This is a genomic window from Nocardia sp. NPDC058658, assembly GCF_042716665.1.
Lineage (GTDB): Bacteria > Actinomycetota > Actinomycetes > Mycobacteriales > Mycobacteriaceae > Nocardia.
On the sequence record NZ_JBHXRR010000007.1, the window covers coordinates 73,876 to 96,192 of the forward strand.

Consider the following 22,317-nt stretch of genomic DNA (forward strand, 5'->3'; position numbering starts at 1 on the left):
CAGCGATGTCCAGTCTGGCCGCTTCCGACCGGTTCGGTGAGTACGTGATGTACGAGCAGCCCGACGCCTGGGTGTTCGCCGCCGATCCGCTCGGCAGCGTGGAACTCGACGCCGGTGAGCTGCGCACCGTCTGGGCGGGCGAGACCACCGCGCGCGCGTGGACCGGCAGCCCCGCCACCGCCATCGACACCGCCCTGGCGAGCCTGCCGCTCGAGGGCCGCAACGCCTACGGCTGGATCGGCTTCGAATTCTGCGCCTACTCGCTCTCGGCGACCCACTATCTCAACCCGCTCGACTCGCTGTCGCACCTGATGATTCCGCGGATCGAGGTGCGCATCGACGACACCGGCGTCCGGATCAGCGGCGCCACCCCGAACGAGGCCTGTGACATTCACGACCTGATCGCCGGTTCGCAGGGTGTCGAGCTGCCGGTCGCGGCACCGGTCGACGTGCGACCCGACCCGACCGGTTACCAGCAGCGCGTCGCCGCCGCCGTCGCCGAAATCCGTTCCGGCAGTTATCAGAAGGTGATTCTGTCGCGCAAGGTCGAGCTGCCGTTCGCGGTGGACGTGCCCGCGACCTACCGCCTCGGCCGGGCCAACAACACCCCCGCCCGCTCGTTCCTGCTGCGCCTCGGCGGGCTCGAAGCCGCTGGGTTCAGCCCCGAGCTGGTGGCCTCGGTCGACGACAACCGCATCGTCACCACCGAACCCCTGGCCGGAACGCGGGCGTTCGGACTCGGCGCCGAAGCCGACGACGCCGCCCGCGCCGACCTGCTCGCCGACCCGAAAGAGATCGTGGAGCACGCGATTTCGGTGCAGACCTCGTTCGCCGAGATCGCCGAGGTGGCCGTACCAGGAACCTCCGCCGTCTCCGACTTCATGGCGGTGCGTGAGCGCGGCAGCGTGCAGCACCTGGCCTCCACCGTGCGCGGCACCCTGGCCGCCGACCGCACCGCATGGGACGCGCTCGAGGTGCTGTTCCCGTCGGTGACGGCCTCCGGCATTCCCAAGCGGGCCGGAGTCGATTCGGTGTTCCGTAACGATCACGATCCGCGTGGGTTGTATTCCGGTGCGGTGGTGTGTGTTTCGCCGACCGGTGCGCTGGAGGCGACGCTGGTGCTGCGGGCGATCTATCAGACCGGTGAGGGCGCGTGGTTGCGTGCGGGTGCGGGGATCGTGGGGCAGTCGCGGCCCGAGCGTGAGTTCGAGGAGACCTGCGAAAAGCTCGGCAGCGTAGCGCCTTACGTCGTCAAAGCTTGAACTGTGCTGTTCCGCCTCTCCGGGTACTCGAGCCAGGCTCGGGTGCGGGGAGAGGTGGCGACGCGGCAAGCTTTTTGAGGCGGGACAGTTGGCCCGTACTCGGTGAGTTACCCATGTTCGTGCGAGATCAGTTGTCGCTCAGCCGTGTAGGGCGCGCAAGGCCTTCTTGTCGATCTTGCCTACCGCAGTGATAGGGAGCGAATCCGCTTGTCGGACAAGGTCGGGGAGCTTGTATGTGGCCAGGCCGCGTTCGGTGAGGAAAGCTTTGATCTCGCCCAGGGTCGGTAGCTCGCCGGTGACAACCAGGACGACACAGGCTTTTTCGCCGAGTGAGGCGTCGGGGATGCCGACCGCGGCGGCGTGGCGGACCGTGGGGTAGGCGAGCAGGTGCTCCTCGAGTTCGTCGCAGGAGATGTTCTCGCCGCCGCGATTGATCACGTCCTTGATCCGGCCGCTCACGATCAGGTGACCGCTGGGCAGTTGGCGGACGAGGTCGCCGCTGCGATAGAAGCCGTCGGGGGTGAAGGCGCGCGCATTGTGTTCGGGCGCACGGTAATACCCGCGCAGCGTGTAGGGGCCGCGGGTGAGCAGTTCGCCTTCTTCACCCTGTTCGACGTCGTTGCCGTCGGCGTCGACGATGCGCAGTTCGTCGGCGGGGGAGAGTGGTCGGCCCTGGGTGGTGCAGACGAGTTCTTTGTCGTCATCGAGTCGCGTGTAGTTGAGCAGCCCCTCCGCCATCCCGAACACCTGCTGCAGGGTGCAGCCAAGTGCGGGCTCCACATCGCGGGCGTTCACCTCGGCCAGGCGCGCCCCACCCACCTGCAGCAGGCGCAGCGAACTCAGGTCGGCATCCTCCCAATCCACTGCCGCACTCCACAATTGGGCTAGCGGCGGAACGACACCGGTGACGGTCACCCGATGCTTCTCGATCGCGGCGAACGCCGCCTCCGGGCTCGGGTCGAGAGTGAACGCGATAGCGCCGCCGGTCGCGACCGTGCCGAGGATGCCAGGGCAGGCCAGCGGAAAGTTGTGTGCCGCAGGCAGAGTCGTGAGGTAGACGTCGTCGGCGGTGAGCTCGCAGACCTGCGCGCTGGCGGTGGCGTTGTAGACGTAGTCGTCGTGAGTGCGGGCGATCAGCTTCGGTAAGCCGGTGGTGCCGCCGGAGACGAGCATGACGGCGATGTCGGCGGGATCGATCTCCGGGAGTGAATCACCCTCGCGCGCAATCGAATCAAGGGCGAGGAATCCTTCCCGCTGTGTCGCTGTGCCTGGATCGCCTGCCACCAGCACGTGGCGCAGGCTCGGCACTGCCTGCTGCACCGTCGCGGCGAGTTCGCGGTAGTCGAAGTCACCGAGGCGGTCGGGGATGAGGTAGGCGACCGCGCCGGACAGGGCGGCCAGATGCTCGATCTCGGCGCGGCGGTGCGCGGGCAGGGTGAGCACGGGAATGATGCCCGCGCGCAGCACACCGAACAGCACGGTCGCGAACTCGGGAATGTTCGGCAACTGCACGATCACCCGGTCACCCGGATTGATCCCGAGCGCGAGCAGGCCGTGCGCCATCCGATCGGCGGCGGCATCGAGTTCGGCGTAGGTCTGCACGGTCTCGCTGAGCACGGCCGCCCGCTCCGGCTGCGTGCGTGCGGTGTCGCGCAACAGATCGCCGAGCGGGCGCCCGGTCCAATAACCGGCGGCCCGATACTTCTGAGCGGCAGCCTCGGGGAACGGGACGTAGCCCTCGCGGTGATCTGTTGTCGACATCGACGTCACGACTGCCTCACTGAGTTCTCGGCGGCGGACCGCCTGTGTGGTTGTTGGGCGGCGGGGCCGCGTGCTGTTGGCGGCGGGGCCGCGTGTGCGGTTGTTCGGCGGCCAGCGCCGCGTGTGCTGTGGTCGGGGCCGGGTCGCTCGGGTGCTCCTCGGCCATGATTCTCGTCTTCCGGCGGTGCACGCGCTGAGCGAGGCGGCCCGGGTGTGATCCACGCCAAGAGTGACCGTCAGAGGTTAGGCAACCCTATCTCATCGAGTAAGCTGCCGCTGAGCAGTACCGACTCCGTCCGGCGATGGGCGGCGAGCAAGGAGTGATCGGCAGATGGAGACAGCACCCGCAGGCGGCGCCGGGATCGACCGCGCCGAGATCCGCGCCGCGATCGCCCGTCACCTCGACATCACCCCCGAAGCCGTCGCCGACGCCGACGACCTGATCCAGCTCGGCCTCGACTCCATCCGCACCATGAAGCTCGCAGGCGCCTGGCGCAAACGCGGCATCGCCGTCAACTTCGCCCTCCTGGCCGCCCACCCCACCGTCGATGCCTGGCACGCCCTCCTCAACGGCGCCGACCCCGAAGACCTGGCTGCCGCCGCCGACACATCGACCGCCGCAGAGTCCGACGCGCTCGCGACCGCCGCCGACACATCGACAGTCGCAGAGTCCGACGCGCTCGCGGCCGCCGCCGACACGTCGGTAGCCGCCGAGTCCCAGGTGCTCGCGGTAGCCGTCGACGTGCCAGACACTGTCGACTCAGGTGCTGTGGCGATCGTCCCCGACGACGGCACCCCGTTCGCGCTCGCGCCCATGCAGCACGCGTACTGGATCGGGCGGTCCGACGCGCAGGAGCTCGGCGGGGTCGCAGCGCACCTGTATGTCGAATTCGACGGCGCCGAGGTGTATCCCGAGCGGCTCGAGCGGGCCGTCGAACAACTCCTGTCGCGCCACCCCATGCTGCGCACCCGCTTCCTGCCCGACGGCACCCAGCAGACCCTCGACCGCCCCGGCCGCGCGGTCTTCGGTGTCACCGACCTGCGCGAAGCCTCCGCCGAGGAAGCCGAGCAGCGCCTCGGGGAATCGCGCAACGCCCGCACCCACCAGCGCATGGCGGTCGAAGACGGCCAGGTGATCGACATCGCCCTCACCCGCCTCCCCGACGGCCGCACCCGCCTGCACCTCGACGTCGACATGCTCGCCGCCGACGCGATGAGCTACCGCATCCTCATCACCGACCTCGCCCGCCTCTACCACGGCGAACAACTCCCACCCCAGGACTACACCTTCCGCCAGTACCTCGCCGAGCACTCCCCGGGCACCGCAGCAGACGGCAGCGCCGCCGTTCGTCAGCAGAGCACGGGCTCCCTCGCTCACGAGCGCGCGCGCGATCGGGCGTGGTGGCAGGGGCGGCTGGCGGAGATGCCCGGTGCGCCGGAACTTCCTCAGGCCCAGCGCATCTCGGATCCGACTCGCACCATCCGCCTGCATCGCTGGCTTTCCCCGCAGGCCAAGGCTCAGGTGTTCGACGCCGCCCACGCGCGCGGCATCACCCCGGCGATGGCCCTTGCTTCGGTGTTCGCCGAGACCATCGGCGGCTGGTCCGCCCAGCGCCGCTTCCTGCTGAATCTGCCGCTGTTCCACCGTGAACCGGTGCATCCGCAGGTCGACGGCGTGGTCGGCGACTTCACCTCCTCGGTCCTGCTGGAAGTCGACGTCACCGAGCCCGCCACCGTCGCCGACCGCGCCCGCGCACTGCAGCAACGCCTCCACGAAGCCGGGGCCCACTCCGCCTACTCCGGCCTGGAAGTCCTGCGCGACCTCGGCCGCCACCGCGGCGAACCGGTCCTCGCCCCCATCGTCTACACCAGCGCCCTCAACCTCGGCGAACTCTTCCCCGACATCGTCACCGACACGTTCGGCGAGCCCGTCTGGATCATCTCCCAGGGCCCGCAGGTCCTCCTCGACGCCCAGATCACCGAGGTCCGCGGCGGTCTCCTGCTGAACTGGGACATCCGCGAATCCGCCTTCCCCGCAGGCATGGTCGACGCCATGTTCACCCGCTACATCGAAGCCATCGAACGCCTGGGCGGGCAGACGCACACCGAAGCCGCGGTCACCGGATCGACCGTGCAGGCTGCGGCATCCACCGGCGCCGCGGTTGTCGAGCGGGCGAGGGCCGGGCAAATCGATGTCCACGCTCGTGCCGTCGCAGGTGGCGCGGGCTGGCAGGCTGAGGCCGGGGTGCGAATCCCCTTGGAGCAGGCGGCAACTCGGGCACGGGTCAATGCGACCGCGGGGCCGGTCAGCGGAGGTCTGCTGCACACCGGGTTCTTCGCGAACGCCGCGACGAATCCCACTGCGCCCGCAGTGCTTTGGGAGCCAACAGGCCAGCTGACCTACGGCGAGGTGGCCGTCGACGCGCTGGCCGTGGCCGGTGCATTGCGGGAAGCCGGTGTGACGCCGGGTGATTCGGTTGCCGTGCAGCTGCCGAAGGGTCCTGACCAGATCGTCGCGGTGCTCGGTGTGCTCGCCGCGGGTGCGGTGTACGTGCCGATCGGATTCGATCAGCCTGCCGCGCGCCGCGCCGAAATCCTCAGCACCGCAGACGCGGTCGCCGTACTCACCGTCGGCGGCGCGCAGATCCCCGACGCACGTGCGATCGACCTCGCGCAGGCTCGCACGCACGCACAACCGTTGACTCGCCCCGTCTTCGGTGACCCGGAGAACATCGCCTACGTGCTGTTCACCTCCGGCTCCACCGGCAAGCCCAAGGGCGTCGAGGTGCCGCACCGCGCCGCCATGAACACCATCGACGACCTCAACGAACGCTTCGACCTCGGCCCCGCCGACCGGGCCATTGCCCTCTCGGCCCTCGAGTTCGACCTCTCCGTCTACGACATCTTCGGCCTCCTCACCGCAGGCGGCGCCGTGGTCACCGTCGACGACACCCAGCGCACCGACCCCGCCGTCTGGGCGGAACTGATTCGCCGCCACCAGGTTTCGCTGCTCAACTGCGTCCCGAGCCTCCTGGACATGCTGCTCACCGCCACACCGGACAGCCCCCGCTCACCCCAGCACGCGCCAACATCGAGCGACCTCGCCCCGGCGTCGCTCGCACCCCCACAATCGCAGCTCGCGGGCGTGTCGAGTGAACCCCGTCCGACGTCGCTCCCTACTGCGCACAAACCCGGCGCCCCCCTGGAGTCCCTACGTGCGGTGATTCTCGGCGGCGACTGGGTCGACACCGCCCTGCCCGCGCGCCTGGCCGCAGCCGCCCCGAACAGCCGCTTCGCCGGCCTCGGCGGCGCCACCGAAACCGCCATCCACTCCACCATCTGCGAGGTCGTGAACGCGCAGGTCCCCGCGGAATGGACCGCCGTCCCCTACGGCACCCCCCTGCGCAATGTGCAGTGCCGCGTCGTCGGCCCGGCGGGCAACGACTGCCCCGACTGGGTCAGCGGTGAGCTGTGGATCGGTGGGGACGGTGTGGCCGCCGGCTACCGCGGCGACCCGGAACGCACGCGGGACCGTTTCGTCACCCACGAGGGTCTGCGCTGGTACCGCACCGGTGACCTGGCCCGATACCTGCCCGACGGTGGCCTGGAGTTCCTCGGCCGCGCCGACCACCAGGTCAAGATCCGGGGCTACCGGGTCGAACTCGGCGAGGTGGAAAGCGCCCTGCGCGCGATCCCCGGTGTCCGGCACGCGGTGGCCGCCGTGGTCGGCAAGGCCGCGCCGAAGCTGGTCGCCCTGGTGGTGCCGACCCCCGACGCCACCCTGCACGTCGACGTTGTCCTCGCCGCGACCGCCGAGTTGGTCCCGTCGTACATGGTGCCGACGCGCCTGGAACTGCTGCCCGAACTCCCGCTCACCCCGAACGCCAAGCCGGACCGCAAGGCCATCCGTGCGGTGCTCGAAAAGGACGAGAGCGCAGCGGAATTCGTCGAGCCGCGCACCGATCTCGAACGCGCTCTCGCCGCGGTCGTCGCCGAGGTGCTGGAAGCCGAGCGGATCGGTGTCACCGACGACTTCTTCGCTCTCGGTGGCGATTCGGTGCTCGCCACCACCGCCGTCGTCCGCATCCGCGAATGGCTCGACGCCCCGGACACCGTCGTCGCCGACCTGTTCACCGCCCGCACCATCGAGGGCCTCGCAGCCCGAATGCTGAAGCGGGAGGCCGACTCCGGCGAGATGGGCAGGCTGGAACTCGTCGCCACCATGTACCTCGAAGTCGCCGCGATGACCGACGAAGAGGTCCTCGCGCAGTCCTGATCCGCGGCGCCGACCAGGTGACGGTCGACGGAGCGACATGCCGTCGCCCGCACCGGGGGTCGCGCCTGGGCCTGCACACTATGTGCCGATTCGCGCATTTCCCCTGCGTCGCTAGACTTTTGCCAGTGAGCAAGTGGAGTACCGCAGACCTGCCCGACCAGACCGGCCGCATCGTCATCGTCACCGGTGCCAACAGTGGTCTCGGTGCCGCCACCGCGCGGGCGCTGTCCGTGGCGGGCGCGCGAGTGATCTTGGCCTGCCGGGATACCGCCAAGGCCGAGCGGGTAGCGGCGGGCCTGCCCGGCGAAACCGAAGTGCGCGAACTCGACCTGGCGAACCTGAATTCGGTGCGCTCCTTCACCGATGAGATCGAGCGCGTCGACGTGCTGATCAACAACGCGGGGGTGATGGCGCTACCACTGCGCCGCACCGCCGACGGCTTCGAAATGCAGTTCGGCACAAACCATCTCGGCCACTTCGCGCTCACCAACCTGCTGCTCGACCGCGTCACCGATCGCGTGGTCACCGTCTCGAGCGTCGCGCACCGCATCGGCAAGATCAATCTGGCCGATCCCAACTGGGAGCAGCGCCGCTACGACCGCTGGCGCGCCTACGGTCAGTCCAAACTGGCCAACCTGATGTTCGCCACCGAACTTCAGCGTCGGCTGGCCGGTGAGGGCTCGGCGGTGATCTCGGTGGCCGCGCACCCCGGTTACGCCGCGACCGAACTCATGTCGCACACCGAGTCCGTCCAGGACACGATCATGTGGCTGGGTAACCGTGTGTTCGCCCAGAACGCCGACCAGGGCGCCCTGCCCACGCTGTTCGCCGCCACCGCCGACGTGGTGCCCGGCGCGTTCTACGGGCCCGACGGTTACCTCGGCCTGCACGGCAACCCCGCCCCGGCCGGGACCGCGCCCGCGGCCAGGGATCGCAAGGTCGCGGCCGAATTGTGGGAGCTCTCCGAGAAGCTCTGCGGCCTCCTCTGATTCGGTGACAGGCATCACATCGGCTGATGTCACACCGCCAACGGCTACCTCGTCGTCTCAGTAGAAACCCACGACGAAGGAGTCATCATGGAAGCGCGCTTCGACCTCTACGGCAACGCCATCACCGCGAGCTTCAGCAAGCGAATGGTCATGGCGGGCAAGGTGATCGACGATTCACCACTGCCCAAGTCCACCTACGAACTGGTCAAGATCAGGGCCTCGCAGATCAACGGCTGCAGCTACTGCGTCGACATGCACACCAAGGACGCCGCGCACGCGGGCGAGACCTCGGTGCGAATCAACCTGGTCGCCGCCTGGCGTGAGACGAATGTCTTCACCGAGGCCGAACGGGCCGCCCTCGCCCTCACCGAGGAGGCGACCCGCACCGCCGACGGCGGCCACGTCAGCGACGACACTTTCGACCAGGTCCGCAAGCACTACGACGACGACCAGATCGCCGCCCTGATCGCCGCCATCGCCCTGATCAACGCCTGGAACCGCCTCAACGCCGTCGCCCACACCCCCGCAGGCGACTACGTCCCCGGCCAGTGGGGCTGACACGGCTACTGGACGAGTGATCACCGCGGTGATGCGCTGCACGCCCGCGTCGACCGCCTTGCCGATCAACTCGGCACCGACGTCGGCGAGTCCGTTGGTCACTGGCACGTGCAGCCGGTCGATGCCGTGTCAGGCATCGTCGAGCGTCGATGGAATGTTGTGCGTTCCGGTGAACAGTTCCACCTCGGGGCCGAGGAGCGCGCGGGCCGAATGGGCATCGGGGGTCGCCGCCCTGACCTGCTCGCCCCGGCTGACGAGTTCGCGTACCACCTGGCGGCCGGTATTGCCGGTCGCGCCCGTAACCATTGCTGCCACAGTCGATTTCCTTTCCTCGACCACGAAGCTAGGAGCTCGAGCAAGGTTGAGGTCAAGCTCGGTCTCGGTGTGACGGTCCACACTCCGGGCAACCATGGCCGACCCTGCGACGTTTCACCGGTGGTACAGTCCACGGCATGCAGCGCGCATATTTTTGGTTTAGCTATCCGGCCCTGGGTGGGCCGGTCTGCGACCCTGCGCGCTGACTTCCTCCACCTCGAGCCGGATAACGCCCGGCTCGACGGTAGCGATTTCCGTGGGTCGGCCTCCTAACGCAAAGGACCCACATCTCATGACCACCGCAGCCGATGTCGACTCGCGGCATTCCGACCTTGACGACCAGCGCACCCTGAGCGTGAGCCCCCTGCGCTCGCCCGCCGAGGTCCGTCTGGTCCACCAGATCACCGACGAGCTCGCCGACACCGTTCGCTCGGGTCGCAAAGCCACCGTCGACGTGCTCAACGGTGACGACGACCGCCTCATGGTGATCGTCGGCCCGTGCTCGGTGCACGACCCCGCCGCCGCGCTGGAATACGCCCGCAAGCTGGCCGACAAGGCCGCCGAGCTGAGCGACCGGCTGCACATCGTGATGCGCGTGTACTTCGAGAAGCCGCGCACCACCCTGGGCTGGAAGGGTCTGATCAACGATCCGCACCTGGACGGTTCGTTCGACGTGAACACCGGCCTCGGCATCGGCCGCAAGGTGCTCGTCGACATCACCGCCCTCGGCCTGCCCGTCGCGTGTGAATTCCTCGACCCGATCACCCCGCAGTACATCGCCGACCTGGTCTCCTACGGCGCGATCGGTGCTCGCACCGCCGCCAGCCAGGTGCACCGCCAGCTGTCGTCTGCGCTGTCGATGCCGGTCGGTATCAAGAACGGCACCGACGGTGACGTGCAGGTGGCAGTCGACGGTGTGCGTGCCGCGGCAGCGAGTCACGTCTTCCCCGGCACCGACCTCGACGGCCGCTCCGCGCTGATCCGCACCTCGGGCAACCCCGACTGCCACGTCATCCTGCGCGGCGGCAGCAACGGCACCAACTTCGACGCCGCCTCCTGCGCCGAGGCCAAACTCCGCCTGGAGAAGTCCTCGCTGGCTCAGCGCCTGGTGATCGACGCCAGCCACGGCAACAGCAACAAGGACCACAACAAGCAGGTCGACGTCGTTACCGACATCGCCGACCGCATCGCCGGCGGCGAGCAGGGCGTGGTCGGCGTGATGCTGGAGTCGTTCCTCGTCGCGGGTCGTCAAAACCTCACCCTCGGCAAGGCCGACGAGCTCACCTACGGCCAGTCCATCACCGACGCGTGCATCGACTGGAACACCACCGCCACCCAACTCGACCGCCTGGCCGAAGCCGTGGCGAAGCGTCGCGGGTAGATTTCGACTGCACATGCGGGCCTCGGATTCCGGGGCCCGCATTGCTGTCCGAAGTCCTATTGGTTCTGCACCGCGAGGCGCCCCGCGAGTGCGACGATCGCACTCGCCCTCGTCCCCCGGGAAGGCCCAGCCGCCAACGTGAACAGCACCCCGGTCCCCGGCGTGGCGACGATGACGCCCCTTCTGGACGAGTGATCACCACGCTCTCAGGTAAGTATTTCGGCGCTCGGAACGCCACCACAGCATGGTGATCAACTGTCCAGTGCGGGGTCGATGGGGTCGGTCGGGGAGACTGGTGGGGATGAAGCTGCCTGATCTGCCCGACCTGCCGGTGCGGCCCGCGCTGGGCGAGATCGTCGGCACGTTGGCCGAGCACGGTGTCGCTGTGCTCGTCGCGCCGCCTGGAACAGGCAAAACGACGTTGGTGCCGTTGGCTTTGGCGGCGGGGTCGTCGGGGCGGATCGTGGTGGCCGAGCCTCGGCGGTTGGCCGCGCGGGCGGCGGCGGCGCGAATGGCGGCGTTGCTCGGGGAGCGGGTGGGCGAGACCGTGGGGTACTCGGTGCGCGGGGATCGGAAGGTGGGCGCGCGGACGCGGATCGAGGTGGTGACCTCGGGGTTGTTGGTGCGGCGGCTGCAGAGCGATCCGGAGTTGGCCGGGGTGGGGACGGTGGTGCTCGACGAATGTCACGAGCGGCACCTGGATGCGGACCTGCTGCTGGCGTTGCTGCTCGACGCACGATCCGGGTTGCGGCCGGACCTGCGAGTACTGGCCACCTCGGCGACGGTGGCGGCGGACCGCCTGGCCCAACTGCTCGGGTCGGGTATGCGCGTAGACGCGGAACTGGGCTTCGCCGCAGGGTCTGGCGTTGATCCGGCATCGCACGCAGCGGCAGGCGCGGGCGCGGACCCGGGGTCGGGCATGGTCGTGGGTTCGGGAGGGGATGCCGGGATGCCGGGCTCTGCTGTGGGGACCGGTGTGTATTCGTCACCGGACGCGGTTGTGGGCTCGGGGTCCGGCGTTGATTCGAGGTCGGACGCGGAAGCAGGTGCGGGAGTAGGCGAGGGGACGGGCTTGGCTGTGGGGGCCGGGGTTGGTTCGGCGACGGTTGCGAGGGCTGTCGGCTCGCCGGTGATCGACGGTTCGCGGGCTCCGGTGCTGGAAGTTCGGGGGCGGGCCTATCCGGTTCAGGTCGACTATGTGCCTGCGTTGCCTCGCGAGCGGATCGAGGCACAGGTCGCGCGGGCTACCCGTAGCGCGCTGGCCACTATCGACGGCGATGTGCTCGTCTTCCTGCCCGGTGTCGGCGAGATCAACCGCACGGCAGGGTTACTGCGTGACCTCGACGATGTCGATGTGGTCCCGCTGCACGGCAGGCTCGCCGGCGCGGCTCAGGATCTCGCACTTCGGCCTGGGGCGCGGCGGCGAGTCGTATTGTCCACTGCTGTAGCTGAATCCAGCCTGACAGTCCCCGGCGTACGCGCTGTCGTCGACTCCGGATTGTCTCGCGTCTCTCGGGTCGATCACCGCCGCGGACTGTCCGGCCTTGCGACAGTGCGTGTTTCGGCCGCCGTCGCCGAGCAACGCGCTGGTCGCGCGGGCCGCGAAGCCCCCGGCCACGCCTGGCGCTGCTGGCCCGAATACGAACACCAAACCCTGCCCGCCTACCCCGAACCCGAGATCCGCACCGCCGAACTCACCCGTCTCGCACTGGAATTGGCCTGCTGGGGCACCCCCGACGGAACCGGCCTCGCCTGGTGGGACGCCCCACCACAAGGCGGCCTCGCCATGGCCCACACCGTCCTGCGCGCCCTCGGCGCACTCGACGACGCCGACCGCATCACCCCGCGCGGCAAAGACATGGCCGCCCTCGGCCTGCACCCCCGCCTCGCCCGCGCCCTCCTCGACGGCGCCGCCCGAGTCGGCGCGAAAGCCGCCGCCGAAATGGTGGTCCTGATGGACGACGATTCCCTCGCCAACACCGTCGACGCGGCCGCGGCCCTGCGCACCCTCCGCACCGAACGCCCACCCCGCTGGACCCGCGAAGTCCAACGCCTGACGCGCCTCGTCGCGAGCGCCACCGCAGACGACAGCCGTGATCAGCCACACGTCAGCAGGGCGCGGAAGGACGACTCGTCAGGTGGGGACCGACCAGGTGCTGGCGGTGCGCGGGCGGATGTTTCGGCAGGTGGTGACCAACGATCTGTCAGCGATGTGCGGACGGATGCTTCGTCCGGTGCGGAGCGTTCCGACCGGCCGGATGTCGGTGGTGTGGAGAGGCGGTCAGGTATCGGTCACCCCGATTCGCGGGAACGGGCTGGGGTTCACGGCGGCTCGGTGGCGGGTGCCCGTGGCGGACGGGAGCGTGTCACCGGCGGTGACGAGGCCCGGTTCGGAACGGATGTCGCCGCACTGTTGATCGCACTGGCGCAGCCGGAGCGGTTGGCACGTCGGCGGGCGAGCGGGTCATCTACCTATTTGATGGCCGGCGGCACCGCGGTGACACTGCCGCCGGGTTCGGGATTGGCCGCGGCGGAGTGGCTTGCGGTGGCGGTGGCTGATCGGGATCCCGGGCGGGCCGAGGGGCGAATCAGGTTGGCGGCCATCGCCGATGAAGAACTCGCTCGGGAGGCCGCACCGGGGTTGGTGGTGGTGGCCGACGAGGTGCGGTGGGACGGCGGGGATGTGGTGGCTCGGCGGGTGGAACGGCTCGGCGCGATCGTCTTGTCGGAGCAGGCGATACGACAGCCGGATCCGCAGCTGGTGGAACGGGCTGTGCGGCAAGGACTTCAGACAGAAGGACTGAGCCTGCTGCGGTGGCACGATGACGCCCGCAACCTGCGTCAACGCCTCGACTTCCTGCACCGCACACTCGGCGCACCGTGGCCCGCCGTCGACGACGAGTCGCTCCTCACCGATCTCGACTCCTGGCTCGGTCCCGAATTGTCCACGGCACGAAGACGTTCCGACCTCGCCCGCATCGACGCGGGCACCGCCCTTCGCCGCCTGCTCCCGTGGCCCGCCGCCGCCCGCCTCGACGAACTGGCCCCCGAACGCCTCGAGGTCCCCTCCGGCAGTCGCGTCCGCCTCGACTACTCCGCCGACCAGCCGGTCCTCGCGGTCAAAGTCCAGGAGATCTTCGGCTGGACCACCCCGCCCACCCTCGCCGACGGTCGCGCCACGATCCTGCTCCACCTCCTCTCCCCGGCCCAACGCCCCGTAGCCGTCACCGCCGACCTTGCTTCCTTCTGGCAAAACGGCTGGTCCCAGGTCCGCTCCGACCTGCGAGGCCGCTACCCCAAGCACGCCTGGCCCGAGGACCCCACCACCATCCCCGCCCACCGAGGCACCGCCCGCCGAGCCGCCGACCGCCGACCCTGACTGTCGGCCGCAATCCCGAACACGCCTGGCCCGAAGGCCCCATCGCGATACCGGCCGCCGATCGTCGGCAGTGCGCCGCTGTCAACGCTGGGCGGATGGTCACCAGTAAGGCATCGCCGAGAAGGAAGTCCCCTGACGATCGCGGTCGGCAGCGCCCGACTCCGCGGCGACGCCCGCTGACGCACCCGCACCGGGCGTATTCCTCGCGCTCAGCGGATCGGTGTCGCTCGGGCGGCAAGGAGGTTGTTCGCGGTGGTGACAGTGCAGCGGAAGCCCGCGGCGGCGAAGCGTTCGGTGAGTTTGTCGGTGGGCGGGGTCGGGCCGGGGGTGCCGTAGCCGTAGCAGAGCCAGAAGCGGCCGGTGGGGGCGAGGCATTCGCGCACGGTGGACCAGGCGGCGGTCGCGGGGCCGGTCCAGAACAGGTTGACGTTGACGGCGAAGATCAGGTCGAAGCGGGCGCCGGCGTCGAGCAACCGGGCGGCCTCTAGCTTGCCGATTTCGCCCTCGACCAGGCGAACCCGGCCGTCGGCAATCTCGGTGGCGCAGCGTCGACCTGCCCGCGCGATCGCGGTGGCCGAACGGTCGACCCCGACTATCCGCCCATCGCCGAGCCCGGCCGCGATGCGCTGTAGCGAGGCGCCGGAACCGGGCCCCAGTTCGAGCACACGCTCTCCCGCCCGCACCCCCATGGTGTCGGCGAACCAGTCGAACCGCGCCTCAGGCCCTCTCATGGATCGATGGTGACATCGATCGATTACGCCAGTCCCGGCCACCCGTCGACAATGCCGACGGGATCGGTCGGCAGCCGGGCCGCGACCCACTCGTCGACGCGGGCTCCGCGCTGGATCCCACCTGAGCGCGCCAAGCCCTCATAGTGAAAGCCGTTGCGGCGCACGGCGCCAGCCGAAGCGAAATTGCCGACGATCGCCCGCCACATGATCCGATCCAGCGCGAGACCCTCGGGGTCGAATCCGAAGTCGCAGACCAGGGCGATCGCACGCGACATCAGACCGCGGCCGCGACCACACGGTCGAGGAATTCCTCGGCATCGGACCGGTGATAGGGGACGGGGATCGTGGTCCAGCGCTGCACGCCGGGGTCCTGAACGCACTCGACGATCCGGTCGATATCGGCCCCGTTCGGGCGGGTGAGCCAGACCGTGCCGTCGGTGAGCGTGTGCTCGTACATCCGATCATCGTGACAGCCTGCGCCGAAATTCTCGCCGCATTTTCACGGCGTCGCGGTCGACCCGTGCGGCGGAGCGCGGTGGGGCACTCCGTAGGATCTGGCTCGATGGTTTCCCCGTTTCTCGCCGACTTGTTCGAATCGCATCGAACACACCTGCTTTCGGTCGCCTACCGGCTCACCGGAAGTGTCAGCGACGCCGAGGACGCGGTGCAGGAGAGCTGGCTGCGGATGGCGGGGGTGCACCAGTCCGAGATCGATGATCTGCGCGCCTGGCTGACGACGGTGGTCAGCCGAATCTGCCTCGACCACTTGCGAAGTGCGGCTGTGCGCCGCGAAACCTATGTGGGGCAGTGGCTTCCGGAACCGATCGTCTCGACACCGTCGCGTACACCTGATCCCTTGGACGTGGTGGTCCGCGATCAGGACAGCCGGATGGCGGCGATGGTGGTGCTCGACGTGTTGACACCACAGCAGCGAGTGACGCTGGTGCTGCACGAGGGGCTGGACGTACCGTTCGCCGAGATCGCCGAGATCCTCGGTGTTTCCGCTGATGCGGCAAGGCAATTGGCGGTGCGGGCGCGCCGGGCGGTGGCCCGAGCGCCGGAGCCGGTCGCCGACGATGTCCACGATCAGGCGGTGCGACGGTTTCTCGCGGCGCTGGCAACCGGCGATGTCGCCGCGGTGGCAGCGACGCTGCATCCGGACACGACGTTCACGGCCGATGCGGGTGGCACCACCAAGACCGCGCTGGATATCGTTGCCGGACAAGAGAAAGTCGCCCGGCTGGCGCTCGGTCTGTGGAGCAAGTACCAGGAAGGGTCTGGGCTCGATATCGGTGCCGCCACGGTCAACGGGCAGTCGGGGCTGGTGTTCACCGATCCGAACTCGCCGTTCGGGCGACCGTTGCGCGTACTCGCCTTCGCGGTGCGAGATGGAAAGATTTGGGCGACTTACGATTTCGCCAATGTCGCGAAACTGTCAGGCGCGCGCCTCCGCTGATCTCGCAGCACCGAAAAGGGCTGCGAGATCAGCGGTGCTTCACAGCACGAGACCGATCGGCGTAGCGGCCGGTTTATGGGTAGGTGGAGCCCCAGTTGTGGTCGCCGGTCGACGATCCGAGATTGTGGTCGCCGGTCGAGGAGCCCATGTTGTTGTCCGGCGTGGTCGAACCGGTGAACAGGTCGACGATCGGGCTGCCGAATAACTGTTCCTGGATGAATCGCAGGGCCGAACCGGCTACCTCCGACGCAGCCGGTTGCAGGATGAAGTCGAGCAGAGGTGAGGCCATGGAGCGCCCCTTTCGATATACCACTTCGTCGTGGTGTGAGGTAGAACACCGCGAGGCTAGCTGAGGTTGGGGAAACGCACAATAGCGCAGGTCAACATGGGAAAACGTTTGTGAAACATGCGTGTTCGCTATCGTTCGGCAACGCTGCCGAAGGGTGGGATACGCTGCGAGGATGTCGCCTGTGCCGCCCACCGTCGCCCGCCTGCGCCCGTTCGGATCGACCATCTTCGCCGAGATGACCGAGCTGGCCGTCCGTCACGACGCGGTGAATCTGGGGCAGGGATTTCCCGATTCCGACGGGCCGACGGGCATGCTCGAGGTCGCACGCGCGGCCATCGCCGACGGCCTCAACCAGTACCCGCCCGGCCGCGGCATGCCGGTGCTGCGTCAGGCGATCGCCGACGACCGCGCTCGCCGCTACGGCACCGTCTACGACCCGGCCACCGAAATCCTGGTGACCGTCGGCGCGACCGAAGCGATCAGCGCCGCCGTGCTCGGGCTGGTGGAACCCGGTCAGGAAGTGGTGCTGATCGAGCCGTACTACGACTCCTACGCCGCCGCGATCGCGCTCGCCGGTGCGCAGCGGCGGACGGCTCGCCTGGTGCCCGACGGCGACCGATTCGTGCTCGACCTGGACAGTCTGCGCGCCGCCATCACCCCGAAAACCCGCATGCTGATGGTCAATTCGCCACACAACCCCACCGGGGCGGTGCTCGACCGCGCCGACCTCGCCGCCATCGCGGAACTGGCCATCGAACACGATCTGTTGGTGTTGACCGACGAGGTCTACGAGCACTTGGTCTACGACGGCGCCGAGCACATCAGCATCTCCACGCTGCCGGGAATGCGTGAGCGAACCATCGTGGTGTCCAGTGCGGCAAAGACTTTCAATGTCACCGGTTGGAAGATCGGTTGGGCCTGCACGCCTGCGCCACTGCTCAACGGCGTGCTCACGGCCAAGCAGTTCCTCACCTTCGTCGGAGGCGGCCCGTTCCAGCCTGCCGTCGCGTACGCGATCAACGAGGAACTCGACTGGGTGCACGCGCAGCGTGACGAACTGGCGGACAAGCGAGTCCGCCTCTCGGAGGCGTTGCGCGACACCGGCTTCAAAGTATCGGCCAGCGACGGCGGCTACTTCGTCTGCGCCGACATCCGCCCCCTCGACGCCCAGGACGGCCTGACATTCTGCCGCGAACTCCCCGAGAGACTCGGAGTAGCCGCAGTCCCGGTCAGCGTCTTCGCCGACCACCCCGAAGACTGGAAACACCTGGTGCGCTTCACCTTCAGCAAACGCGAAGAGACAATCGACGAGGGAGTACGCCGCCTCCGAGCTGGCGTCACCGCACCCTGACCCAGGCCCGGTGATCCTGATATGTCCCTACCCGAAGGGCCCCGACTCGAGCGCGTCAGCGCTCCAACAAACACAGCAAGGTCCAGCCGACCCGGGCCCGGTTTTACCCGGTCAGTCACGCGCGTGCCGGGCCAACGGCGCATGCCACTGATAGTGCCGTGCCAGCAGCCGGAACCCCACTGCCCCCGCCGCAGCAAGCAGCCCGGTCCACGCTTCGTACACATCGAAGTGCAGCAGTGCGGCAGTAGCGGCCGCCCCGAACAGCGCCGGGATCGCATAGAGATCCTGGTCCGGTCGCAGAACGCTGGGCACCTCGCCACTGAGCACATCGCGAATCACCCCGCCCCCGATGGCGGTCGTCATGCCGAGCAGGGCGGCGGTGGGCGCACCGAGTCCGGCCGAATCCGCGATCACGGTCCCGGTCACACAGAACAGCCCGAGCCCGATCGCATCGGCGATTTCGAGCGGTCCCTTGGTGAGCCGCCGCGAAGGCGCGATGAAGTACAGCACCAGCGCGGTCACCATCGACGCGCACAGGAAGGTCAGGTCCGTGAACGCGGCCGGGGGAGTTCGCCCGATCAACAGGTCGCGCACGATGCCGCCACCGAGCGCGGTCGCACACGCCAGCACGACCATCCCGAACAGATCGAGCCGTTTGCGCACCGCCACCAGCGCCCCCGACGCCGCGAACGAGATGACGCCGAGCAGCTCGCCGCTGCGATGCACCGCGTTCACGGCGGAGTCCAACTGGGTCACCGACGGCCCCGCCGCGACCGCCGCCACCAGCACTTCGACACTCACCGCTATTTCCTCCAGACCCCGACGTCCCCAGCAGCGTGCCCGGGCGAGGGCGGCGAAGCAAACCACGCGACCGCGTGACCTGGCGAATGGTGACCGACACGGTCCCGCGGTCGGAGATGTCCACCGGGTCGCCGAGCAAGGAGACGGGCGGCGTGACAATGACGCCGCCGAGCGCGCTCAGGCGGGGGTGGGCCGGGCTCGATCGGTGGCGAGGAGGACGGCGATGGTGCCGAGGGCGGTGCCCATGACGTAGCGCTGGGTGCGCAGCCAGAGCGGGCGGGCGGTGAGGAATCCGGCCAGGCCCGCCGCGCCGAGGACGATCATGGCGTTGACGGTGAGGGCGATCGCGATCTGGACCGCGCCCAGCGACAGGCTCTGCAACCACAGCGCACCGCGCTCGGGGTCGACGAACTGGGGGATCAGCGCCAGGTACATGATCGCGATCTTCGGATTGAGCAGGTTGGTGGCCAAGCCCATCATGAACAGCCGTCGCGCGGGATCGTGCGGCAACTCGGCGGGCGCGAACACCGACACCCCACCCGGCCGGATCGCCTGCCAGGCCAGCCACAGCAGATACGCGGCCCCAGCCAGCTTCACCGCCAGATACAGACCGGGCACCACAGCGAACACCGCCGTGATCCCGGCTGCGGCCGCCAGCAGATACACCCCGAACCCGGCCGCCACCCCCAGCAGCGAAATCATCCCCGCCCGACGCCCCTGCGCGACGGTGCGCGAGACCAGATACATCATGTTCGGCCCCGGCGTGAGCACCATGCCGAGCGCCGCCGCCGCGACCCCGAGAACCGCCGTCGTCTGAAGCATGTACCGAGTTTGCCCCTGTCGGTGCGGCCTTGTCGCGGGCCAGTCGGCAGGTGCTGGCCCCGGAGGAAACCACGCCAGGCGGACATTCTTCGGGCAAACGGTCGCGATTTCGACCGTTTCGGCGAGTAGTGGGCGCGCAGCGTGGCCCTTCGTCGGCCGATCCCACCGTCGGCGCGACGACCGATTCGGTGCGGATCTCGCCGACCAGGCCTTGTCGGACCAAGTCCGTACAATTGGCAAAGCCGCCCCGCCGGACGAATCCGACGAGGCTCGCACCAAGTCCAAGCCCCAGGCGCGTCCGCCGTGCCGTTCGGGGCCGCCCCTCGATTGAGCGCTCGAAGTGCGGGTTCGAGTGTCGAGCGTTCAATCGAGGGGTGAGCAGGCCCCGAACCTGCGGCTACGGCCGCCGAGGAGAACAGTGACCGACGGTCCTTTGATCGTGCAAAGCGATAAGACCCTGCTGCTCGAGGTCGACCATGAGCTGGCGGGCAATGCGCGGCAGGCCATCGCGCCGTTCGCGGAGCTCGAGCGCGCGCCCGAGCACATCCACACCTACCGGATCACCCCGCTCGCGCTGTGGAACGCCCGCGCGGCGGGCCATGACGCCGAGCAGGTCGTCGACGCCCTGGTGAATTTCTCCCGCTATGCCGTGCCGCAGCCGTTGCTGGTCGACATCGTCGACACGATGGGTCGCTACGGCAGGTTGCAGCTGGTCAAGCATCCCGCGCACGGGCTGAGCCTGGTGAGCCTGGATCGCGCGGTGCTCGAAGAAGTGTTGCGGCACAAGAAGATCGCGCCGATGCTGGGCGCCCGTGTCGACGACGACACCGTGATCGTGCACCCGTCCGAGCGCGGCCACATCAAGCAGATGCTGTTGAAGATCGGCTGGCCCGCCGAGGATCTGGCCGGTTACGTCGACGGTGAGGCGCACGACATCGGCCTCGATTACACCGAGGGCAAATGGCACCTGCGCGACTACCAGGAGATGGCCGCCGACTCGTTCTGGGCGGGCGGTTCGGGCGTGGTCGTGCTGCCGTGTGGCGCGGGCAAGACGATGGTCGGCGCGGCCGCGATGGCCAAGGCGAAGGCCACCACGTTGATCCTGGTCACCAACACGGTGGCGGGCAGGCAGTGGCGGCGCGAACTGCTGGCGCGCACCACCCTCACCGAGGACGAGATCGGCGAGTACTCCGGCGAGCGCAAGGAGATCCGCCCGGTCACCATCGCCACCTACCAGGTGATCACGCGCAAATCGAAGGGCGAGTACAAGCACCTCGAGCTGTTCGACAGCCGCGACTGGGGCCTGGTGATCTACGACGAGGTGCACCTGCTGCCCGCACCGGTCTTCCGGATGACCGCCGACCTGCAGTCGCGCCGCCGACTCGGCCTCACCGCCACGCTCGTACGCGAGGACGGCCGCGAGGGCGACGTGTTCTCGCTGATCGGCCCGAAACGCTACGACGCCCCGTGGAAGGACATCGAGGCGCAGGGCTGGATCGCCCCCGCCGACTGCGTCGAGGTGCGGGTGACGCTCACCGACGCCGAGCGGATGGCCTACGCCGTCGCCGAGCCGGAGGAGCGCTACAAGCTGTGCTCCACCGCGCGCACCAAGATCCCGGTGGTCGAGTCCATCCTGGCCCGGCACAAGGGCGCGCCGACGCTGGTGATCGGCGCCTACCTCGACCAACTCGACGAACTCGGCGTCGACCTGAACGCCCCCGTCATCACCGGCGCCACCAAGAACAAGGAACGCGAGGCACTGTTCGACGCGTTCCGATCCGGGGAGATCCCGGTGCTGGTGGTGAGCAAGGTCGCCAACTTCTCCATCGACCTCCCGGAAGCCTCTGTGGCCGTGCAGGTTTCGGGCACCTTCGGCTCCCGGCAGGAAGAGGCGCAGCGCCTGGGTCGGCTGTTGCGGCCGAAACAGGATGGGGGACAGGCGCATTTCTATTCGGTGGTCGCGCGCGACACCCTCGACGCCGAATACGCCGCGCACCGGCAGCGTTTTCTCGCCGAACAGGGGTATGCCTACCGCATCGTCGATGCCGACGACCTGCTCGGACCGCCCATCGGAGACGGCGTGTAGCGCTGTTCGCCAGGTCAAGGCGGGGTAACGTGCGTTGTGCGAGCTTTTAAGTGGAGGCAATTCCTCCGCAACTTGTGCTAGGAAGGAAGGCGTGCGCCGCTTCGAATTCGTGGTCGACCGAGAACACGCTCACGCGGTGAACGAGACGTTCACCGGGTTGCGTCGGTTGCGACTGGTCGCCCTGTTGGTCGCCGGTCTCGCCGTCGCGGCCACCGTGGCGCTGGTATGGAGCGGGCAGGCCTGGGGGTTTCTGCTCGCGGGAGTGTGCGTGCTGGTCGCGGCCATCGCGCTGTGGGTGGCACTGTGGACGCCGCACCGCTCCAGCATCGAAAAGCTCTACCACGACGGTGTGCTCGTGCCCGCGGTCGTCAGCGACGCCGAGCCGGGTGGGATCGTATTGCTCGCGCTCGTCGATATCGCCGAACCCGGTGCGCCGGTTCGCAGTTGGGCGTTGATCACCCGCAAGGTCCGCAAGCTGCCCGGACACACACCGCAGCGGGGTGAGCGCGTGCCCGCCGTCGCGGTGCGCACCGATCGCGCGCCCCGGCAGGTCGGGGAGCGCTGGCAGCTGGTCACCGCCATGCCGATCTCCTGGGGTACCCGCGACGACGCGGTGATCGAGCGGGCCTGCGATGCCATCAACGAGGTCGAATGGCGGCTGCTCACGGAGAACCTGGCGTTGGCCTCGCGGGTGAAACGCACGGCCACCAAGCGCCTGCTCCTCGACCCGCAGCACCTGCCCTCCGATTTGGGCTGACCTGCGCCATTCACTCCGACATGGGCCTTGCCGCGCCGTGCTGTCGCCTCGGCGTACCTGTGCCTTCGCGCCGGTGGGGGCGCTGCTGGGCATGCCGTCGCCC

The 22,317-nt window shown here is 68.8% G+C and carries 17 protein-coding genes and 2 pseudogenes; 11 read left to right on the forward strand and 8 right to left on the reverse strand.

From position 1 onward, the window contains the following. The first annotated feature begins 5 nt into the window (after positions 1-5). Positions 6-1,262, forward strand: coding sequence for a salicylate synthase (locus tag ACFWUP_RS13475; RefSeq protein ID WP_379233936.1), 1,257 nt, complete (start codon positions 6-8; stop codon positions 1,260-1,262). A gap of 138 nt (positions 1,263-1,400) precedes the next feature. On the opposite strand, the gene ACFWUP_RS13480 is transcribed toward ACFWUP_RS13475, so the two are convergent. After that, positions 1,401-3,023 (reverse strand): (2,3-dihydroxybenzoyl)adenylate synthase, encoded by a 1,623-nt coding sequence (locus ACFWUP_RS13480; protein ID WP_379233938.1) that lies wholly within the window; start codon positions 3,021-3,023, stop codon positions 1,401-1,403. A 331-nt stretch (positions 3,024-3,354) separates the two neighbouring features. Between ACFWUP_RS13480 and ACFWUP_RS13485 the strand changes: the two are divergent. The 4 genes and pseudogenes from ACFWUP_RS13485 to ACFWUP_RS13500 all read left to right on the forward strand — a co-directional run. Then, a pseudogene (locus ACFWUP_RS13485) lies at positions 3,355-5,115 on the forward strand (condensation domain-containing protein); the annotation flags it as partial. A gap of 108 nt (positions 5,116-5,223) precedes the next feature. Then, positions 5,224-7,299, forward strand: a pseudogene (locus tag ACFWUP_RS13490) (AMP-binding protein); the annotation flags it as partial. Between the two features lie 125 nt (positions 7,300-7,424). Next, positions 7,425-8,288, forward strand: coding sequence for an oxidoreductase (locus ACFWUP_RS13495; protein WP_379233939.1), 864 nt, complete (start codon positions 7,425-7,427; stop codon positions 8,286-8,288). A gap of 87 nt (positions 8,289-8,375) precedes the next feature. Further along, complete coding sequence (locus ACFWUP_RS13500; protein ID WP_379233941.1) at positions 8,376-8,846, forward strand: carboxymuconolactone decarboxylase family protein; 471 nt, start codon at positions 8,376-8,378, stop codon at positions 8,844-8,846. Between the two features lie 129 nt (positions 8,847-8,975). On the opposite strand, the gene ACFWUP_RS13505 is transcribed toward ACFWUP_RS13500, so the two are convergent. Further along, a complete protein-coding gene (locus tag ACFWUP_RS13505; protein WP_379234204.1) occupies positions 8,976-9,152 on the reverse strand; it encodes an NAD(P)H-binding protein in 177 nt (58 codons plus the stop codon). A 301-nt stretch (positions 9,153-9,453) separates the two neighbouring features. On the opposite strand from ACFWUP_RS13505, the gene ACFWUP_RS13510 reads away from it, so the two are divergent. Further along, positions 9,454-10,542, forward strand: coding sequence for a 3-deoxy-7-phosphoheptulonate synthase (locus ACFWUP_RS13510; RefSeq protein WP_379233943.1), 1,089 nt, complete (start codon positions 9,454-9,456; stop codon positions 10,540-10,542). Between the two features lie 301 nt (positions 10,543-10,843). Continuing rightward, on the forward strand, positions 10,844-13,921 hold the full coding sequence (locus ACFWUP_RS13515; RefSeq protein ID WP_379233945.1) for an ATP-dependent RNA helicase: 3,078 nt from the start codon (positions 10,844-10,846) through the stop codon (positions 13,919-13,921). Between the two features lie 209 nt (positions 13,922-14,130). Here ACFWUP_RS13515 and ACFWUP_RS13520 read toward each other — a convergent pair whose 3' ends face one another. Genes ACFWUP_RS13520 through ACFWUP_RS13530 form a run of 3 tightly spaced genes read right to left on the reverse strand, consistent with a single transcriptional unit; the run spans position 14,131 to position 15,109 of the window. Beyond that, entirely contained in the window at positions 14,131-14,652 is a 522-nt protein-coding gene (locus ACFWUP_RS13520) for an SAM-dependent methyltransferase (RefSeq protein ID WP_379233947.1), read from the reverse strand. 23 nt (positions 14,653-14,675) lie between these two features. After that, positions 14,676-14,927, reverse strand: a complete 252-nt coding sequence (locus tag ACFWUP_RS13525; protein ID WP_379233949.1) for a GNAT family N-acetyltransferase — start codon at positions 14,925-14,927, stop codon at positions 14,676-14,678. After that, positions 14,927-15,109, reverse strand: a complete 183-nt coding sequence (locus ACFWUP_RS13530) for a hypothetical protein (protein WP_379233951.1) — start codon at positions 15,107-15,109, stop codon at positions 14,927-14,929. Before ACFWUP_RS13530 ends, ACFWUP_RS13525 begins: the two co-directional genes overlap by 1 nt. Before the next feature lie 105 nt (positions 15,110-15,214). Here ACFWUP_RS13530 and sigJ point away from each other — a divergent pair, with 105 nt between their 5' ends. Then, complete coding sequence (gene sigJ / locus ACFWUP_RS13535; protein WP_379233953.1) at positions 15,215-16,108, forward strand: RNA polymerase sigma factor SigJ; 894 nt, start codon at positions 15,215-15,217, stop codon at positions 16,106-16,108. Positions 16,109-16,181: 73 nt separating this feature from the next. On the opposite strand, the gene ACFWUP_RS13540 is transcribed toward sigJ, so the two are convergent. After that, a complete protein-coding gene (locus tag ACFWUP_RS13540) occupies positions 16,182-16,397 on the reverse strand; it encodes a hypothetical protein (RefSeq protein WP_379233955.1) in 216 nt (71 codons plus the stop codon). Positions 16,398-16,569: 172 nt separating this feature from the next. Here ACFWUP_RS13540 and ACFWUP_RS13545 point away from each other — a divergent pair, with 172 nt between their 5' ends. Continuing rightward, the gene (locus ACFWUP_RS13545; protein ID WP_379233957.1) at positions 16,570-17,748 is read left to right on the forward strand and encodes a pyridoxal phosphate-dependent aminotransferase; all 1,179 of its coding nucleotides are present in this window, start codon (positions 16,570-16,572) and stop codon (positions 17,746-17,748) included. Between the two features lie 111 nt (positions 17,749-17,859). Here the strand turns inward: ACFWUP_RS13545 and ACFWUP_RS13550 are convergent, their stop codons facing one another. Then, positions 17,860-18,549 (reverse strand): trimeric intracellular cation channel family protein, encoded by a 690-nt coding sequence (locus ACFWUP_RS13550; RefSeq protein WP_379233959.1) that lies wholly within the window; start codon positions 18,547-18,549, stop codon positions 17,860-17,862. 177 nt (positions 18,550-18,726) lie between these two features. After that, positions 18,727-19,371 carry a LysE family translocator gene (locus tag ACFWUP_RS13555; RefSeq protein ID WP_379233961.1) on the reverse strand — a complete coding sequence of 215 codons (645 nt, stop codon included), beginning with the start codon at positions 19,369-19,371 and terminating at the stop codon, positions 18,727-18,729. 418 nt (positions 19,372-19,789) lie between these two features. Here ACFWUP_RS13555 and ACFWUP_RS13560 point away from each other — a divergent pair, with 418 nt between their 5' ends. Then, positions 19,790-21,457 (forward strand): DNA repair helicase XPB, encoded by a 1,668-nt coding sequence (locus tag ACFWUP_RS13560; protein ID WP_379233963.1) that lies wholly within the window; start codon positions 19,790-19,792, stop codon positions 21,455-21,457. 91 nt (positions 21,458-21,548) lie between these two features. Next, a complete protein-coding gene (locus ACFWUP_RS13565) occupies positions 21,549-22,214 on the forward strand; it encodes a DUF3239 domain-containing protein (RefSeq protein WP_379233965.1) in 666 nt (221 codons plus the stop codon). Positions 22,215-22,317: the final 103 nt, after the last annotated feature.

Bases quoted from the DNA above. Each gene is read 5' to 3' on its own strand.
- ACFWUP_RS13505 (WP_379234204.1), bottom strand. From the start codon at position 9,152: ATGGTTACGGGCGCGACCGGCAATACCGGCCGCCAGGTGGTACGCGAA.
- ACFWUP_RS13540 (WP_379233955.1), bottom strand. From the start codon at position 16,397: ATGGCCTCACCTCTGCTCGACTTCATCCTGCAACCGGCTGCGTCGGAG.
- ACFWUP_RS13525 (WP_379233949.1), bottom strand. From the start codon at position 14,927: ATGTCGCGTGCGATCGCCCTGGTCTGCGACTTCGGATTCGACCCCGAG.
- ACFWUP_RS13555 (WP_379233961.1), bottom strand. From the start codon at position 19,371: ATGCTTCAGACGACGGCGGTTCTCGGGGTCGCGGCGGCGGCGCTCGGC.
- ACFWUP_RS13520 (WP_379233947.1), bottom strand. From the start codon at position 14,652: ATGAGAGGGCCTGAGGCGCGGTTCGACTGGTTCGCCGACACCATGGGG.
- ACFWUP_RS13480 (WP_379233938.1), bottom strand. From the start codon at position 3,023: ATGTCGACAACAGATCACCGCGAGGGCTACGTCCCGTTCCCCGAGGCT.
- ACFWUP_RS13475 (WP_379233936.1), top strand. From the start codon at position 6: ATGTCCAGTCTGGCCGCTTCCGACCGGTTCGGTGAGTACGTGATGTAC.
- sigJ (WP_379233953.1), top strand. From the start codon at position 15,215: ATGGTTTCCCCGTTTCTCGCCGACTTGTTCGAATCGCATCGAACACAC.
- ACFWUP_RS13545 (WP_379233957.1), top strand. From the start codon at position 16,570: ATGTCGCCTGTGCCGCCCACCGTCGCCCGCCTGCGCCCGTTCGGATCG.
- ACFWUP_RS13530 (WP_379233951.1), bottom strand. From the start codon at position 15,109: ATGTACGAGCACACGCTCACCGACGGCACGGTCTGGCTCACCCGCCCG.
- ACFWUP_RS13510 (WP_379233943.1), top strand. From the start codon at position 9,454: ATGACCACCGCAGCCGATGTCGACTCGCGGCATTCCGACCTTGACGAC.
- ACFWUP_RS13500 (WP_379233941.1), top strand. From the start codon at position 8,376: ATGGAAGCGCGCTTCGACCTCTACGGCAACGCCATCACCGCGAGCTTC.
- ACFWUP_RS13515 (WP_379233945.1), top strand. From the start codon at position 10,844: ATGAAGCTGCCTGATCTGCCCGACCTGCCGGTGCGGCCCGCGCTGGGC.